This is a genomic window from Pseudoduganella sp. LjRoot289 (genome assembly GCF_964252925.1).
Taxonomy (GTDB): Bacteria; Pseudomonadota; Gammaproteobacteria; order Burkholderiales; family Burkholderiaceae_D; genus Rugamonas.
In genome coordinates this window covers 3,842,904-3,855,584 of record NZ_CAXUPN020000001.1, presented here as the reverse complement: position 1 = coordinate 3,855,584, position 12,681 = coordinate 3,842,904, and the positions used below count along the sequence as shown (strand labels likewise).

Sequence of the window (12,681 nt, the reverse complement as noted above, 5' to 3'; positions counted from 1 at the left end):
CAAAAGCGTGGCATTGTGGTTTATGATCTGCCAACTACGCTGCTGCAATTGACAGGCATCGTTCCCTACAAGGTACCCAGGTGTACATGAGTCGTGTTCCGCCCCATCCGGATTCCGTGGCCGAGGCTTTGCAGCTGATCGGCCTGCCCGCGTGCGCTTGCGCCAGCGACGGCAGCGTGCTCGCGTCCAATCCTGAACTGGATGAACTGCTGGGTTTCGTTTCGGCCGGACGCCCGATGGCGGACGTGTTCGCGCGCCATGCGCGCGCCGACAGCGCGGCCAGGCTGGAGGAAGCCCTGGCCGACGCCGCGGCGGGTCCGCCGTCGCGTTGGGACAGTTGCCTGGCCCGCGCCGACGGCCAGTACATCCCCGTGCAGGCCACGCTCAAGCCGCTGCCGGGCGGCGCGGCCACCGGCGCAGTGATTGTGTTCCACGACATCAGCGGGTTCCAGCGCGACCAGCGGGCGCTGCGCAAGACACTGCTCGAACAGAAAGCCATCCTCGAAAACGCGGCGGTCGGCATCATTTTCGGCAAGGGCGGCTACGTCTTCGAATGCAATATCCGCGCCGCCGACATGTTCGGCTACGCGCGCAGCGAGCTGGAAGGGACCCACGGCCGCATGCTGTATGCCAATGAGGACGTGCAGCGGCGCGTGATCGAAGAATCCAGCCCGCTGCTGTCGCAGGGACAATCCTTCAAGTCCGAAGCGCAGTTGCGCCGCAAGGATGGCGTGCTGTTCTGGGGCCGCATCTACGGCCGCGCTATCGATCCGTCCGATGCCGCCGAGGGCACGGTCTGGATCGTGGAGGACATCAGCGAGCAGAAGGCGGCCGAGGAAGCCACGCGCCAGCTGCTGCTGGAGCAGAATGCGATCCTGGACAACGCGTCGGTCGGCATATTGTTCACCAAATCGCAAACGCTGTTGAACTGCAATCCGCGCCTGGCCGAGATGTTCGGCTACACGCGCGAGGACTTGTACGGCCGGCCCTCGGTCGAGGTGTTCACCTCGCCGGAAGCCTACGCCGAGTTCGGGCGCGAGGCCAGTCCGCTGCTGGGCAGCGGGCTGCCGTTCGAAAAAAAGGAATTCGAGTTCAAGCGCAAGGATGGCAGCCTGCTGTGGTGCCATGTGCGGGCGCAGGCGGTGAGCCACGATGTGCGCGACGGCGGCACCATCTGGATCATGGAGGACATCACCCGCTCGCGCCAGACGCAGATGGAGGTCGAAGCCATCATGACCAACGCCTCGATCAGCATCCTGTTCACCAAGAACCGCGTCATCACGCGCTACAACCGCGGCTTCGCCGAGATGTTCCGCTACCAGGGCGACGAGGGCCTGGGTTTGCCCGGCGCCTCGCTGTATCCGAGCCAGGCCGCCTACGAGCGCCTGGGCGCGGCCGCCTCGCCCTTTTTGCTGGTGGGTAAGCCCTTCCAGACCGAAGTGGAGATGCGGCGCAAGGACGACAGCACCTTCTGGGCCCAGCTGATCGCCTACGTGGTCAATCCGGACGATACCACCCAGGGCACGATCTGGATCGTCGAGGACCGCACCGAGCAAAAGCTGGCCGAGGGCTCGCTGCGCAACGCGCTGCTGGAAAACCAGGCCATCCTGGACAGCGCCGTGCTGGGCATCTCGGTGTGCGAGGGCGGCTGCAACCTGCGCTGCAACAGCAAGATGGAAGAGTTGTTCGGCTATGCGCCGGGCGAGATGAACGGCCTGAGCGTGCAAGCGTTCTACGCCGACCTGGAGGCGTGGGACGCGGCGCGCAAGGAGACCGCGCGCGACTTCCACGCCGGCCTGGTCAACACCTCCGAGTACCAGCTGGTGCGCAAGGACGGCAGCCGCTTCTGGGCGCGCCTGTCCGGCCGTCCCTTCGACCTGGCGCAGCCCAACGGCCGCTCGGTGTGGCTGGTGGACGACATCACCGAGCGCCGCGCCGACGCCGAAGCCGTGCGCCAGGCGCGCGACGAGCTGGAGGTGCGGGTGCTGGAGCGCACCGCCGAGCTGGCGGGCGCCAACGCCATGCTGCAGGGCGAGATCGTCGAGCGGCGCCAGGCCGAGGCGCGCGTGCACCACATGGCTTACCACGACAGCCTGACCGGCTTGCCCAACCGCGCGCTGCTGGCCGACCGCCTGGACCGCGCCATGCTGGCCGCGCAGCGCTCGAACCGGCGCCTGGCCGTGATGTTCCTGGACCTGGACCGTTTCAAGACCATCAACGATTCGCTCGGCCACATGACGGGCGACCAGCTGCTGAAAGAGGTGGCCAGCCGCTTGTGCCGCGCGGTGCGCGCCAGCGACACCGTGGCCCGCCTGGGCGGCGATGAATTCGTGGTGCTGGTGCCCGGCATCCGTTCGATCGAGGAAGCCAGCCGCGTGGCCGAGAAGATCATCGAATCGCTGGCCGTGCCCTTTCCGCTGGAAGGGCGCACCTTGCACATCACGCCCTCGATCGGGATCTGCGTGTTCCCGGACGACGGCGAGGACGTCGAGACGCTGATGCGCCACGCCGACGGCGCCATGTACCACGCGAAAGCGTCGGGCCGCAACAACTACCAGTTCTTCACGCAGAAGATGAACGTGGCGGCGGCCCAGCATTTCGAGCTGGAGAACAGCTTGCGCAGCGCGCTGGCGCTGGGCCAGTTCGAGCCGCATTTCCAGCCCATCATGGACATCGCCACGCGCCGCGTGCACACCATGGAGGTGCTGCTGCGCTGGCGCCGTCCGGGCCTGGGCCTGGTGATGCCGGACTGTTTCATCCCGCTGATCGAGGAGAACGGGCTGATCGTGCCGATCGGCGAGTGGGTGATGCGGCGCGCCTGCGAGCAGAGCATGGAATGGCTGGGCATGGGCCTGCAGCCGGTGCCGCTGGCGGTCAACCTGTCGCCGCGCCAGTTCATGCACCGCGGCCTGGTCGAGTCGATCCGCCGCATCCTGGACGAAACCGGCATCGACCCGGCCATGCTCGAGTTCGAGATCACCGAGACGGCGCTGATGCAGCACGGCGAGCACACCATGGAAATCCTGGGCCAGATCAATGCCATGGGCATCCGCCTGTCGATCGACGATTTCGGCACCGGCTATTCCAGCCTGGCTTACCTGAAGCGTTTCCCGGTGAAGAAGATCAAGATCGACCGCGCCTTCATCAAGGACCTGGAGGAAAGTTCGGAAGACCGCGCCATCGTGGCGGCCATCATCGCGCTGTCGGACAGCCTGCAGATGCCAGTGGTGGCGGAAGGGGTGGAGACGGAAGGGCAGTTCGCCCTGCTGCAGCGGCAGGGCTGCCAGTACGCGCAGGGTTATCTGTTTTCGCAGCCGGTGCCGCGCGAGAACGCGCAGCACATGCTGGAAAAGCGGAGCTGAAGCCATGCCCGCGGAAGCGGGCATCCGCACGGAGCGTGCCCGGCATGGGTCCGCGCATGCGCGCGGACGACAACGCTATTCGCTCAAGGTGGCGATCACCGGTGCGTGGTCGGACGGCTGCTCCCACTTGCGCGGTGCGCGGTCCACCACGCAGGCGGTGCAGCGCGCGGCCAGCGGCGCCGACAGCAGGATGTGGTCGATGCGCACGCCCATGTTTTTCTGGAAGCCGAGCATGCGGTAGTCCCACCAGCTGAAGGTTTTCTCGGCCTGCTCGAACATGCGGAAGGAGTCCGCCAGCCCCAGCGCGAACAGCGACTGCAGCGCGGCGCGCTCGGGCTCGGAGCACAGCACCTGGCCGGCCCAGGCCACCGGGTCGTGCACGTCGCGGTCGTCCGGGGCGATGTTGTAATCGCCCAGCACGGCAAGCTTGGGGTGGAGCGCGGCCTCCAGTTCCAGCCAGTGGCGGAACGAGGCCAGCCAGCCCAGCTTGTATTCGTATTTGTCGGTGCCCACGGCCTGGCCGTTCGGCACATAGGCGCAGACCACGCGCACGCCGTCGATGGTGACAGCCAGGATGCGTTGCTGAGCGTCTTCGTAGTGCGGGTTGTTGCGCACCACGTCCGTCATCGGCAGTTTGGACAGGATGGCGACGCCGTTATACGTTTTCTGGCCGCTGAACACCACGTGGTAGCCGGCCGCCTCGATGGCGGCGATGGGGAATTTGTCGTCGGTCAGCTTGGTCTCTTGAATGCACAGCACGTCGACTGGATTTTCCTCCAGCCATTTGAGCACGTGGGGCAGACGGACATTCAGGGAGTTGACATTCCAAGTTGCAAGTTTCATGTAGGAAGTCCTATTGTGTTGGCGGTAATTTAAACTAGGCTGCATTATACGGCCTGGGCTAAAAGACCCGCGGAATTGCCCTTTTTGGAGCCAAGCTGTTTGCAAAATGTAACAATAAAAAAAATAATTGCCGATAGTGCTTCATTGTTATCAAATTAGTACTAAGATTCCATAAACGGCTGCCGAAAACAGAAATATACTGAAACAAGCCGGGATGACACTGATTTTTCCCAAAAGCAACAGATTTGGTGTATAAAGTAACATATGTGTATTGAGATCCACCAAGTAATGGTACTATTGGGAAATAGTTGTTGTTTAAACAGTGAGATATGCGCGAAGCATTTGTAAAGGAATAAAATGCGATCTGCATTTGAAGCATGGGCGCAGCGTGATGGCCACATCGTCCGCCGCCGTGAAGACAAGCCAGAGGAGTACCTGGTATTCGAAACGCAACGCCGCTGGGTGATCTGGCAGGCGGCGCTGGAGCACGGCAAAACGCCGGCGGGGCGAAAGACGGCAGCGCAGAAGGAAGCAGCTGCCGCCGAGAAAGCCGCCGCCGCGCGTTCGTCGAGCTTGCAGCGCGCGCCCGTCCTGGATCAGGACGAGGCTGTGGTTCGCAATCAGGTGCTCAACGAGGTACTGGATGCGTTTTCGCGGCTCAACGGCGAATCCGGATTGGAAGACATTCTGCAGGTGATCCAAAACCTGAAGAAGCCAGCCAAGCCGGGTACCGTTGAGCGTGCGGTGGACAGCAAGGCCATCGAACGCTGATACGCCCCGAACGGCACGGACAGGCAGCACCACTTGGTGCTGCCTTGGCCGTTGCCGTCTCGTCTAAAGGACCGCGATGTCCCTCCACGTCCGCTATTCCGGCCATTCCGGCTATTTCGGCTGCGTCGCCATGCTGGCCGCCCTGGCCGGCTGCGGCACCTTGACCGAATCCCCCACGCAGCAAGTGCTGGTGCAGACCGTGCTCGACCACCGCGAAGTGGCTGGCGCCGGCTGCCTGCTGTACAACGACGCCGGTAAATGGTTCGTCACCACGCCGGCGCGCGTGACCATACGCAAGAGCTCGGGCCAGTTGCGCGTCGACTGCCGCAAGGACAATGCCGCGTGGGCGTTTGAAAAAATCGATTCCAGGGAAAACAGCACGCTGTGGGGAAATATCGCCCTGACGGCGGGCATAGGCTATGTGGTCGACCGCAACACGGGGCAGGGCTTCGATTATCCGGAAGTGCTGACGGTGGTGATGCAGCGGTTGCCGCCGGGCGACCCGCACGCGGCGCCGGACACGGGCCGCACGGTGTACTGAATGAAAAACGGGCCTTGCGGCCCGTTGGTGTTTTAAGTCCTGCTATTGAACCCTGTGATTAAGTCCTGTTATGAAGCCCTGTTAATCAGGAAGTTCGCCAGCAGCGGCACCGGACGGCCCGTGGCGCCCTTGGCGCCGCCGGACTTCCAGGCGGTGCCGGCGATGTCCAGGTGGGCCCAGTTGTACTTGCGGGTGAAGTTCTCCAGGAAGGCAGCCGCCGTGCACGAGGCGCCGCCCGGCGAACCGATGTTGGCCAGGTCGGCGAAGTTGGACTTCAGCTGTTCGTTGTACTGCTCGCCGATCGGCAGGCGCCACGCGGTGTCGCCGCTGGCCTTGCCGGCCGCCAGCAGTTCCTCGGCCAGCGCGTTGTGGGCCGCGTCGTCGCGCGTGAACAGGCCGCTGTTGTGGTGGCCCAGGGCCACGATGCAGGCGCCGGTCAGGGTGGCGATGTCGATCACGGCGGCCGGGTTGAAACGCTCGGCGTAGGTCAGCGCGTCGCACAGCACCAGGCGGCCCTCGGCGTCGGTGTTCAGGATCTCGATGGTCAGCCCGTTCATGGAACTGACGATGTCGCCCGGCTTGGTGGCGCGGCCGGAAGGCATGTTCTCGCAGGCGGCGATCACGCCGATCACGTTCGATTTCAGGCCCATCTCGCCAATGGCGCGGAAGGTGCCCAGCACCGAGGCGGCGCCGCACATGTCGTACTTCATCTCGTCCATGCCGGGACCGGCCTTGATCGAAATGCCGCCGGTGTCGAAGGTGATGCCTTTACCGACCAGCACCACCGGCGCGTCCTTGGCCTTGCCGCCCTTGTGCTTCAGGACGATGAACTTGGGCGGCTGCTCGCTGCCGTTGGTGACGGACAGGAAGCTGCCCATCTTCAGCGCTTCGAGCTGCTTGCGGTCCAGGATCTCGACGTCGAAGGCGAAGTCCTTGGCCAGTTTCTTGGCCGTGTTGGCCAGGTAGGTGGGGGTGCAGACGTTGGCGGACAGGTTGCCCAGGTCCTTGGTCAGCTCGATGCCGTTGGCGATGGCGACCGCCTGCGACAGCGTCAGCTTGTTGGCTGCGTTGTTGGCCACGGCCAGGGCCAGCTTCTTCACGCCGGCCGGCGCCGGATCCTTCTTGCTTTTCTGGCTGTCGGTGCGGTAGATGCTCTCGCGGCCGGCCTGCACCACGGTGCGGATCGCCCATGCCGCGTCGCGTTCTTTCACTTCTTCCATGGGTAGTGCGATAATGGCGTCCGCCGCGCCCAGGGTGGAGAACACCTTGATCGCAGCCTGCACGCCCGAAGCGAAGCTTTTCTCGCTGACCGCTTCGTCGCTGCCCAGGCCTACCAGCAGTACGCGGTCGGCCGCGGCGCCTTTCAGGCCGCGCAGCAGCAGGGCCGTACCTGGCTTGCCGGTGATGTCGCCGGACTTCAGCGCAGCCGTGATCTCACCAGCACTGTCGAGGGCTTTGGCCGCTTGCGAAAGCTTCTTGTTTTCGAATACCGCGACAGCGACGCAGCCGGTTTTTGCCGATGCAATGGTGTTTTTTGCGTCGAATGCTTTTATGCTAAAGTCCATGAGATTTCTCCGTGTAGGCTTGATACTTACTTAACTTGACGACCGAATTATAAACTTCGAATGATTTTTCAACGTGCCCTTCAACGCGAGCTGGCCAGTGCTGCCGGGGCCACTTTCACGGTGCTGTTTACGCTCATCGTCACCTGGACCCTGATTTCCATCCTCGGCAAAGCCGCCGGCGGCAAGGTCGCGTCGAGCGACGTGATCGCGCTGATAGCGTTCGCGGCCCTGAATTATCTGCCAACTGTCCTGATCCTCACCAGCTTTATTTCAGTGCTGATGGTGGTCACGCGCAGCTACCGCGATTCCGAGATGGTGGTGTGGTTCGCCTCCGGCTTGAGCCTGACGCGCTGGATCCGTCCGGTGCTGACGTTCGCGCTGCCCATCGTCCTGCTGACCGGGGCGCTCAGCTTTTACGCCACGCCGTGGGCCAAGCAGAAAAGCGGCGAGTACGCCGATCGCTTCCAGAAGCGCGAAGACCTGCAGCAGGTTTCTCCCGGCCAGTTCCGCGAATCGGCGTCGGCCAACCGCATCTTCTTCGTCGAGGGCGTGTCCGGCCAGAGCGCGGTGGTGCACAACGTGTTCGTCAATACGGTCGACGACAAGGGCACGGCGACGGTGGTGGCCAAGGAAGGCATCATCAGCACCTCGGCCGAGGGCGACCGCTACCTGGTGCTGAAGAACGGCCGGCGCTACCAGGGCACGCCCGGCAGCGCCGAGTTCCAGACCATGGAGTTCGAGCGCTACAGCATGCGCGTGGCCAACAAAGCGCAGGAGCTGGGCGCCAGCAACAACGTCGACGCCATGCCCAGCGCGCTGCTGTTCAAGGGTACCGGCCCCATCATCCACGGCGAGATCCTGTGGCGCGTGTCGCTGCCGATCACCTGTTTGCTGTTGACCTTGCTGGCGATTCCGCTCGGCTTCGTCAATCCGCGCGGCGGCAGTTCGGCCAACCTGATCGTGGCCTTGCTGGTCTTCTTCAGCTATAACAACCTGATCAAGGTATTCGAAGGCAGCGTGCGGCAGGGCCGCATGAACTTCGCGCTGTCGTGGTGGCCGCTGCACCTGTGCCTGGCCATCGTGGTGGTCATGCTGTTCGCCTGGCGCCTCAACGTCAACCACCGCTACCACCCGCGTGTGCTGTGGAGCGCGTTCAAACGCGGCGCGGCCAAGGAAGCAACCGTCAAATGAGTATTCTGCAACGCTATTTCGCCAGCTCGATCGCGCAGGCGGTGGCCTTCGTTTTGCTGGCGCTGCTGGGCCTGACCGCCTTCATGGACCTCACCGGCGAACTGCCGGCCGTGGGCAAGAACGGCTACAGCCTGCAGCACGCGCTGCTGTACGTGGTGCTGATGGTGCCCGAGCGGGTCTACCGCGTGCTGCCGGTGGCCACGCTGATCGGCACCATCTACATCATGGCGCAATTCGCCTCGTCGTCCGAATTCACCATCATGCGCGCAGCCAGCCTGTCGACCCGCATGGCGGTCGGCATGCTGTTCAGGATAGGCGTGGTGATCGTGGCGATCGCCTTCGTGTTCGGTGAACTGATCGTGCCGCGCACCGCGCCGCTGGCCGAGAAAGTGCGCCTGACGGCGCAGGGCGCCACGGTGTCGGCCGAGTTCCGCTCGGGCCTGTGGACCAAGGACATCATCAAGAGCGAGGGCCTGACCGGCGAAGTGCTGGGTTCGCGCTTCTTCAATGTGCGCGAAGTGCGCCCCGACGGCCAGCTGATCGACGTCAAGCTCTACGAGTTCGACACCAGCTTCCGCCTGCGCTCCCTGATCGTGGCCAGGCGCGCCACCTTCCAGGGCAAAAGCGTGTGGCGCCTGGAGGACGTGACCGAGACCCGCTTCAGCAATCCGGCCCTGCTGGCTGCAGGCGCCACGGCCAACGCGCAGAACCACTTCGCACAGGAAACCAGCAAGGTCGACACGATCAAGATGGCGACGCGCGACCTGGTGTCCGAGATCACGCCCAAGATCCTGTCGGTGTCGCGTCGCGACCCGGAGCGCATGTCGGCCAACGAGCTGGCGGTCTACACCCGCCACCTGCAGGAGAACAAGCAGGAAACGAACCGCTTCAAGGTGGCGTTCTGGAAGAAGCTGATCGACCCGCTGGCGATCTTCGTGCTGATGGCGCTGGCGCTGCCGTTCGCCTACCTGCACGCGCGCAGCGGCGGCGTGAGCCTGAAGGTGTTCGTTGGCGTTATGATAGGCGTGAGTTTCCTTCTGGTGAATACGCTGTTTTCGCACGTGGGCATGCTGAGCACCTGGCCGCCGGTCTTGACGGCCGCCGCGCCCAGCGTGCTGTACCTGCTGCTGGCCATGGGCGCGTTGTGGTGGGTGGAGAGGCACTGATGACTGAACAAGCTATGGTGCTGTTCGCGCACGGCGCGCGCGCGGCCAGCTGGGCCGAGCCCTTCGAGCGCCTGCGGGCGCTGACGCAGGCACGCCTGCCGCAGGTGGACGTCTCGCTGGCCTTCCTGGAGTTGATGTCGCCGCGCTTGCCGGAGCATGCCGCCGCGCTGGCTGCGCGGGGCGTCACTGCCATCACGGTGGTGCCGGTGTTCCTGGGCCAGGGCGGCCACGTGCTGCGCGATTTGCCGCTGATGCTGGACGAGCTGCGCGCCCGGCTGCCGCAGGTGCGCTTCAGCGTGGCGCAAGCCGTCGGCGAAAATCCGGACGTGCTGAACGCCATCGCCGACTATTGCGTGTCGTCGCTGGCGTCCGGCTAGCCTCTTACTCGCCGTCGGATCCGGCTTCCGACTGGGCCGCCATGGCCGACAGCGTCGAGCCCGGCATTTCCAGCTCGCGCTGGATGATGGCGCGCAGGCCGTCGGAGCGGATCTGGTCCAGCGCCAGCTTCAGCATATTGTCCGCTTCGCCTTCTTCCTCCAGGCCGTTCAGCACGCCCAGTACCAGGCGCACTTCCTTTGCATAGTTCAGCACGTAGGCCAGCAAGGTGGGCGCGGCCGATGCGGGCTGGCTTGCCAGCGCGTCGGCGCCGTCGTTCAGGCGCTCGGCCAGCGCGGCGATGCGGCCCGAAGGCGAGGGCAGGAAACGGCGCGCCAGCTGGAAGTCCTCGCATTTCACCAGCGCCGTCATGGCCAGTTCGGCGCACTGCTCGGCCAGGGCGGAGTCGAGTTCGTCCAGTTTCAGGAACAGCAGGTGGGTGGCCTGCACTTCGCGCAGCGCTTCGTTGATGGCGGCCACTTCGCGGAAGCGCTCGACGGTGGCGGCGCCCAGCAGCATGCGCGACGATTCGCGGTCGCGGATGCTCTGCAGCGCGGCGCGCGCGGGCGGGAAGGCGTCGGCCAGGTAGATCCAGTCGCGCAGGGCGAAGGACAGGCGCACGCCGCGCCAGTCGGGCGCCACCTCAAGGGCGTGGTCGTGCAGCCAGAGGTGATCCTTCAGCGCCTCCTGGTAACGGCCCGCGAGCCGGGATTCGCGGGCGCGTTCAAACACTTCATTGGGCTGTTGCATATCACCTCCTTGAAAATCGAAGGCAGTATTTTAACCCCTTACCACACGCGGCAGACCTTTTCCTTCGGTTTCACCATGGGCTGGCCGGGCTTGCAGGAGAAGGCCCTGGCGAATTCGGGCATGTTCACCACCACGCCGTTGATGCGGTACTTGCCCGGCGAATGCGGGTTGGTCAGTGCGTTCACGCGCAGCGCCTCCGGCCGTTCGTTCTCGCAGGTCCATTGTGCGGTGCCGACGAAGAAGCGCTGTTCGGGCGTCAGGCCGTCGCGGTCCGCCAGCACCTTGCCGGCGATTTCCGTTTTCCACGCCATCCACGCCAGCACCAGGCCGCCCAGGTCGGCCGCGTCCTCGCCCAGGGTCAGCTTGCTGTTGATCTTGATGTCGTCGACGATGGTGTACTGCGCATACTGGTCCACGATGCACTGCGCGCGCTGGTTGAAGGCCTTGGCGTCCTGTTTTGCCCACCAGTCCTTCAGGTTGCCCTTGGCGTCGAACTGGCGGCCTTCGTCGTCGAAACCATGGATCAGCTCATGGCCGATGGTGCCGCCGGTGTTGCCGTAGTTCGGCGCGTCGTCCATCTTCGCGTCGAACAGCGGCGGCTGCAGCACGCCGGCCGGGAAGTTGATGTCGTTCATCTGCGGGTTGTAATAGGCGTTCACCGTGGGCGGCGTCATGCCCCATTCGGCGCGGTCCAGCGGCTTGCCGATCTTGTCCAGCTGGCGGCGCACTTCGAACACGGTGCCGCGCACCACGTTGCCGGCGAAATCGTCGCGCAGCACCTGGTAGGAGCCATAGTCGCGCCAGACGTCCGGATAGCCGATCTTGTTGGCCACGGCGTGCAGTTTTTCGCGCGCCTTCTCCTTGGTCTTTTCGCTCATCCAGGCCAGCGCATTGATGTCCTGCTCCATCGCAGCTTCGATCTGGCGCGTCATGTGCAGCGTCTTCTCCTTCAGCTCCGGACTGAAGGCGCGGTTGACGAATTCCTGGCCCAGCGCTTCGCCCAGTTGCTGGTCCACCAGCTGCACGCAGCGCTTCCAGCGCGGTTTCTGTTCCGGCACGCCCAGCAGCGTCTTCTTGTAGAAACCGAAGTTCTCGCCGACGAAAGCTTCCGACATGAAGGGCGCCATGGCCCGCGTGGTATGCCAGCGCAGATACACCTTGATGTCGTCCAGGCTCAGTTGCTGCAGCCCCTTGTTCAGCGCCCGCATGTAGGCTGGTTCATTGACGTTGAAAAAGTCCAGCCCGTCGAGACCCATGGCGTGCAAATATTCCGTCCACGCGAAGGCCGGGGTCATCGCCTGCACGCCTTTCAGGCCGGTCTTGTGGAACAGTTTGTACGGGTCGCGCTGATCGACGCGCGACAGCGAAGCCTTCGCCAGCGCGGTCTCGAAGCGCAGCACGCTGCCGGCGGCGCGCCTGGCGGCAGCCGGCGCATCGCCCGCCAGTTCCAGCATGCGGGCGATGTGCTCGACGTATTTGGCGCGCATGGTTTTCGATTTGCCGTCGTTCTTGATGTAGTAGTCGCGGTCCGGCAGGCCGGCGTCGGCGTTGGTGGCGAAGGCGATCACTTGCGCGGAGTCGCCCAGGTCCTGGTTGGAGGAGAAGCCGAACAACATGCCGTTGGCGATCTCCAGGTGGAGCTTGGCCAGCACGCGCGGCAGGTCTTGTTTGGATGTCATGCCGGCGATCAGGTCCAGGTAGGGCTGCACCGGCGCCGCGCCTCGGGCATTGACGGCTTGCTCGTCCATGCAGGCGGCGAAATAGTCGCCGATCTTCTGCTGGGCGGCGTTGCGTTCCGGGCCGCCCTTGGCCAGCGTGGCGAGGATGCCCCACAGGAAGCGCTGGTTGTCCAGTGCGGCCTTGCCGTACACGCTCCAGGCGCTCTGGTCGGCGGGAATGGGATTGTTGCGCATCCAGCCGCCGCAGCTGTACTGGTAGAAGTCCTGGCAAGGGTCGGCGCTCCTGTCCATCGCCGTCACATCCAGGCCGGGGGTGTAGGGCAGGGCGGCCAGCGGCGCGTCCGGCGTTTGGGCGAAGGCGGTGCCGATGCTGGCGGCCAGCAGGAGAGGGGCGAATTTGCGCATGGACAGTGCTCCGGTGAGTCGAAGCAGCTATTC

General features: G+C 64.4%; 10 protein-coding genes. 6 read left to right on the top strand and 4 right to left on the bottom strand.

Annotated features, from left to right (window positions below; all coding sequences use genetic code 11):
• The first annotated feature begins 86 nt into the window (after positions 1-86).
• Complete coding sequence (locus ACSQ8Y_RS16435; RefSeq protein ID WP_436267509.1) at positions 87-3,362, top strand: EAL domain-containing protein; 3,276 nt, start codon at positions 87-89, stop codon at positions 3,360-3,362.
• Between the two features lie 75 nt (positions 3,363-3,437).
• Here ACSQ8Y_RS16435 and xth read toward each other — a convergent pair whose 3' ends face one another.
• Positions 3,438-4,205: an exodeoxyribonuclease III gene (gene xth, locus ACSQ8Y_RS16430; protein WP_436267508.1), complete on the bottom strand. Its 768-nt coding sequence runs from the start codon at positions 4,203-4,205 to the stop codon at positions 3,438-3,440.
• A 357-nt stretch (positions 4,206-4,562) separates the two neighbouring features.
• Between xth and ACSQ8Y_RS16425 the strand changes: the two genes are divergently transcribed.
• Together ACSQ8Y_RS16425 and ACSQ8Y_RS16420 are read left to right on the top strand one after the other, a co-directional pair.
• Positions 4,563-4,976, top strand: coding sequence for a hypothetical protein (locus ACSQ8Y_RS16425; RefSeq protein WP_436267507.1), 414 nt, complete (start codon positions 4,563-4,565; stop codon positions 4,974-4,976).
• A 76-nt stretch (positions 4,977-5,052) separates the two neighbouring features.
• A complete protein-coding gene (locus ACSQ8Y_RS16420; protein WP_436267506.1) occupies positions 5,053-5,517 on the top strand; it encodes a hypothetical protein in 465 nt (154 codons plus the stop codon).
• A gap of 68 nt (positions 5,518-5,585) precedes the next feature.
• On the opposite strand, the gene ACSQ8Y_RS16415 is transcribed toward ACSQ8Y_RS16420, so the two are convergent.
• Positions 5,586-7,082 (bottom strand): leucyl aminopeptidase, encoded by a 1,497-nt coding sequence (locus ACSQ8Y_RS16415; RefSeq protein ID WP_436267505.1) that lies wholly within the window; start codon positions 7,080-7,082, stop codon positions 5,586-5,588.
• A gap of 60 nt (positions 7,083-7,142) precedes the next feature.
• Between ACSQ8Y_RS16415 and lptF the strand changes: the two genes are divergently transcribed.
• The 3 genes from lptF to ACSQ8Y_RS16400 are packed head-to-tail and all read left to right on the top strand — an operon-like array spanning position 7,143 to position 9,816.
• A complete protein-coding gene (lptF, locus tag ACSQ8Y_RS16410; protein ID WP_436267504.1) occupies positions 7,143-8,273 on the top strand; it encodes an LPS export ABC transporter permease LptF in 1,131 nt (376 codons plus the stop codon).
• On the top strand, positions 8,270-9,439 hold the full coding sequence (gene lptG, locus ACSQ8Y_RS16405) for an LPS export ABC transporter permease LptG (protein WP_436267503.1): 1,170 nt from the start codon (positions 8,270-8,272) through the stop codon (positions 9,437-9,439). Before lptF ends, lptG begins: the two co-directional genes overlap by 4 nt.
• Positions 9,439-9,816 carry a sirohydrochlorin chelatase gene (locus tag ACSQ8Y_RS16400; protein ID WP_436267502.1) on the top strand — a complete coding sequence of 126 codons (378 nt, stop codon included), beginning with the start codon at positions 9,439-9,441 and terminating at the stop codon, positions 9,814-9,816. Before lptG ends, ACSQ8Y_RS16400 begins: the two co-directional genes overlap by 1 nt.
• Before the next feature lie 4 nt (positions 9,817-9,820).
• On the opposite strand, the gene ACSQ8Y_RS16395 is transcribed toward ACSQ8Y_RS16400, so the two are convergent.
• Both ACSQ8Y_RS16395 and ACSQ8Y_RS16390 read right to left on the bottom strand, forming a co-directional pair.
• Positions 9,821-10,564: a hypothetical protein gene (locus ACSQ8Y_RS16395; protein WP_436267501.1), complete on the bottom strand. Its 744-nt coding sequence runs from the start codon at positions 10,562-10,564 to the stop codon at positions 9,821-9,823.
• A gap of 38 nt (positions 10,565-10,602) precedes the next feature.
• Positions 10,603-12,648 (bottom strand): M13 family metallopeptidase, encoded by a 2,046-nt coding sequence (locus tag ACSQ8Y_RS16390; protein ID WP_436267500.1) that lies wholly within the window; start codon positions 12,646-12,648, stop codon positions 10,603-10,605.
• Positions 12,649-12,681 lie beyond the last annotated feature (33 nt).

Excerpts from the sequence above, each read along its gene's own strand:
- ACSQ8Y_RS16395 (WP_436267501.1), bottom strand. The coding sequence starts at position 10,564 with ATGCAACAGCCCAATGAAGTGTTTGAACGCGCCCGCGAATCCCGGCTC.
- ACSQ8Y_RS16420 (WP_436267506.1), top strand. The coding sequence starts at position 5,053 with ATGTCCCTCCACGTCCGCTATTCCGGCCATTCCGGCTATTTCGGCTGC.
- ACSQ8Y_RS16400 (WP_436267502.1), top strand. The coding sequence starts at position 9,439 with ATGACTGAACAAGCTATGGTGCTGTTCGCGCACGGCGCGCGCGCGGCC.
- xth (WP_436267508.1), bottom strand. The coding sequence starts at position 4,205 with ATGAAACTTGCAACTTGGAATGTCAACTCCCTGAATGTCCGTCTGCCC.
- ACSQ8Y_RS16415 (WP_436267505.1), bottom strand. The coding sequence starts at position 7,082 with ATGGACTTTAGCATAAAAGCATTCGACGCAAAAAACACCATTGCATCG.
- ACSQ8Y_RS16435 (WP_436267509.1), top strand. The coding sequence starts at position 87 with ATGAGTCGTGTTCCGCCCCATCCGGATTCCGTGGCCGAGGCTTTGCAG.
- ACSQ8Y_RS16425 (WP_436267507.1), top strand. The coding sequence starts at position 4,563 with ATGCGATCTGCATTTGAAGCATGGGCGCAGCGTGATGGCCACATCGTC.
- lptG (WP_436267503.1), top strand. The coding sequence starts at position 8,270 with ATGAGTATTCTGCAACGCTATTTCGCCAGCTCGATCGCGCAGGCGGTG.
- ACSQ8Y_RS16390 (WP_436267500.1), bottom strand. The coding sequence starts at position 12,648 with ATGCGCAAATTCGCCCCTCTCCTGCTGGCCGCCAGCATCGGCACCGCC.
- lptF (WP_436267504.1), top strand. The coding sequence starts at position 7,143 with ATGATTTTTCAACGTGCCCTTCAACGCGAGCTGGCCAGTGCTGCCGGG.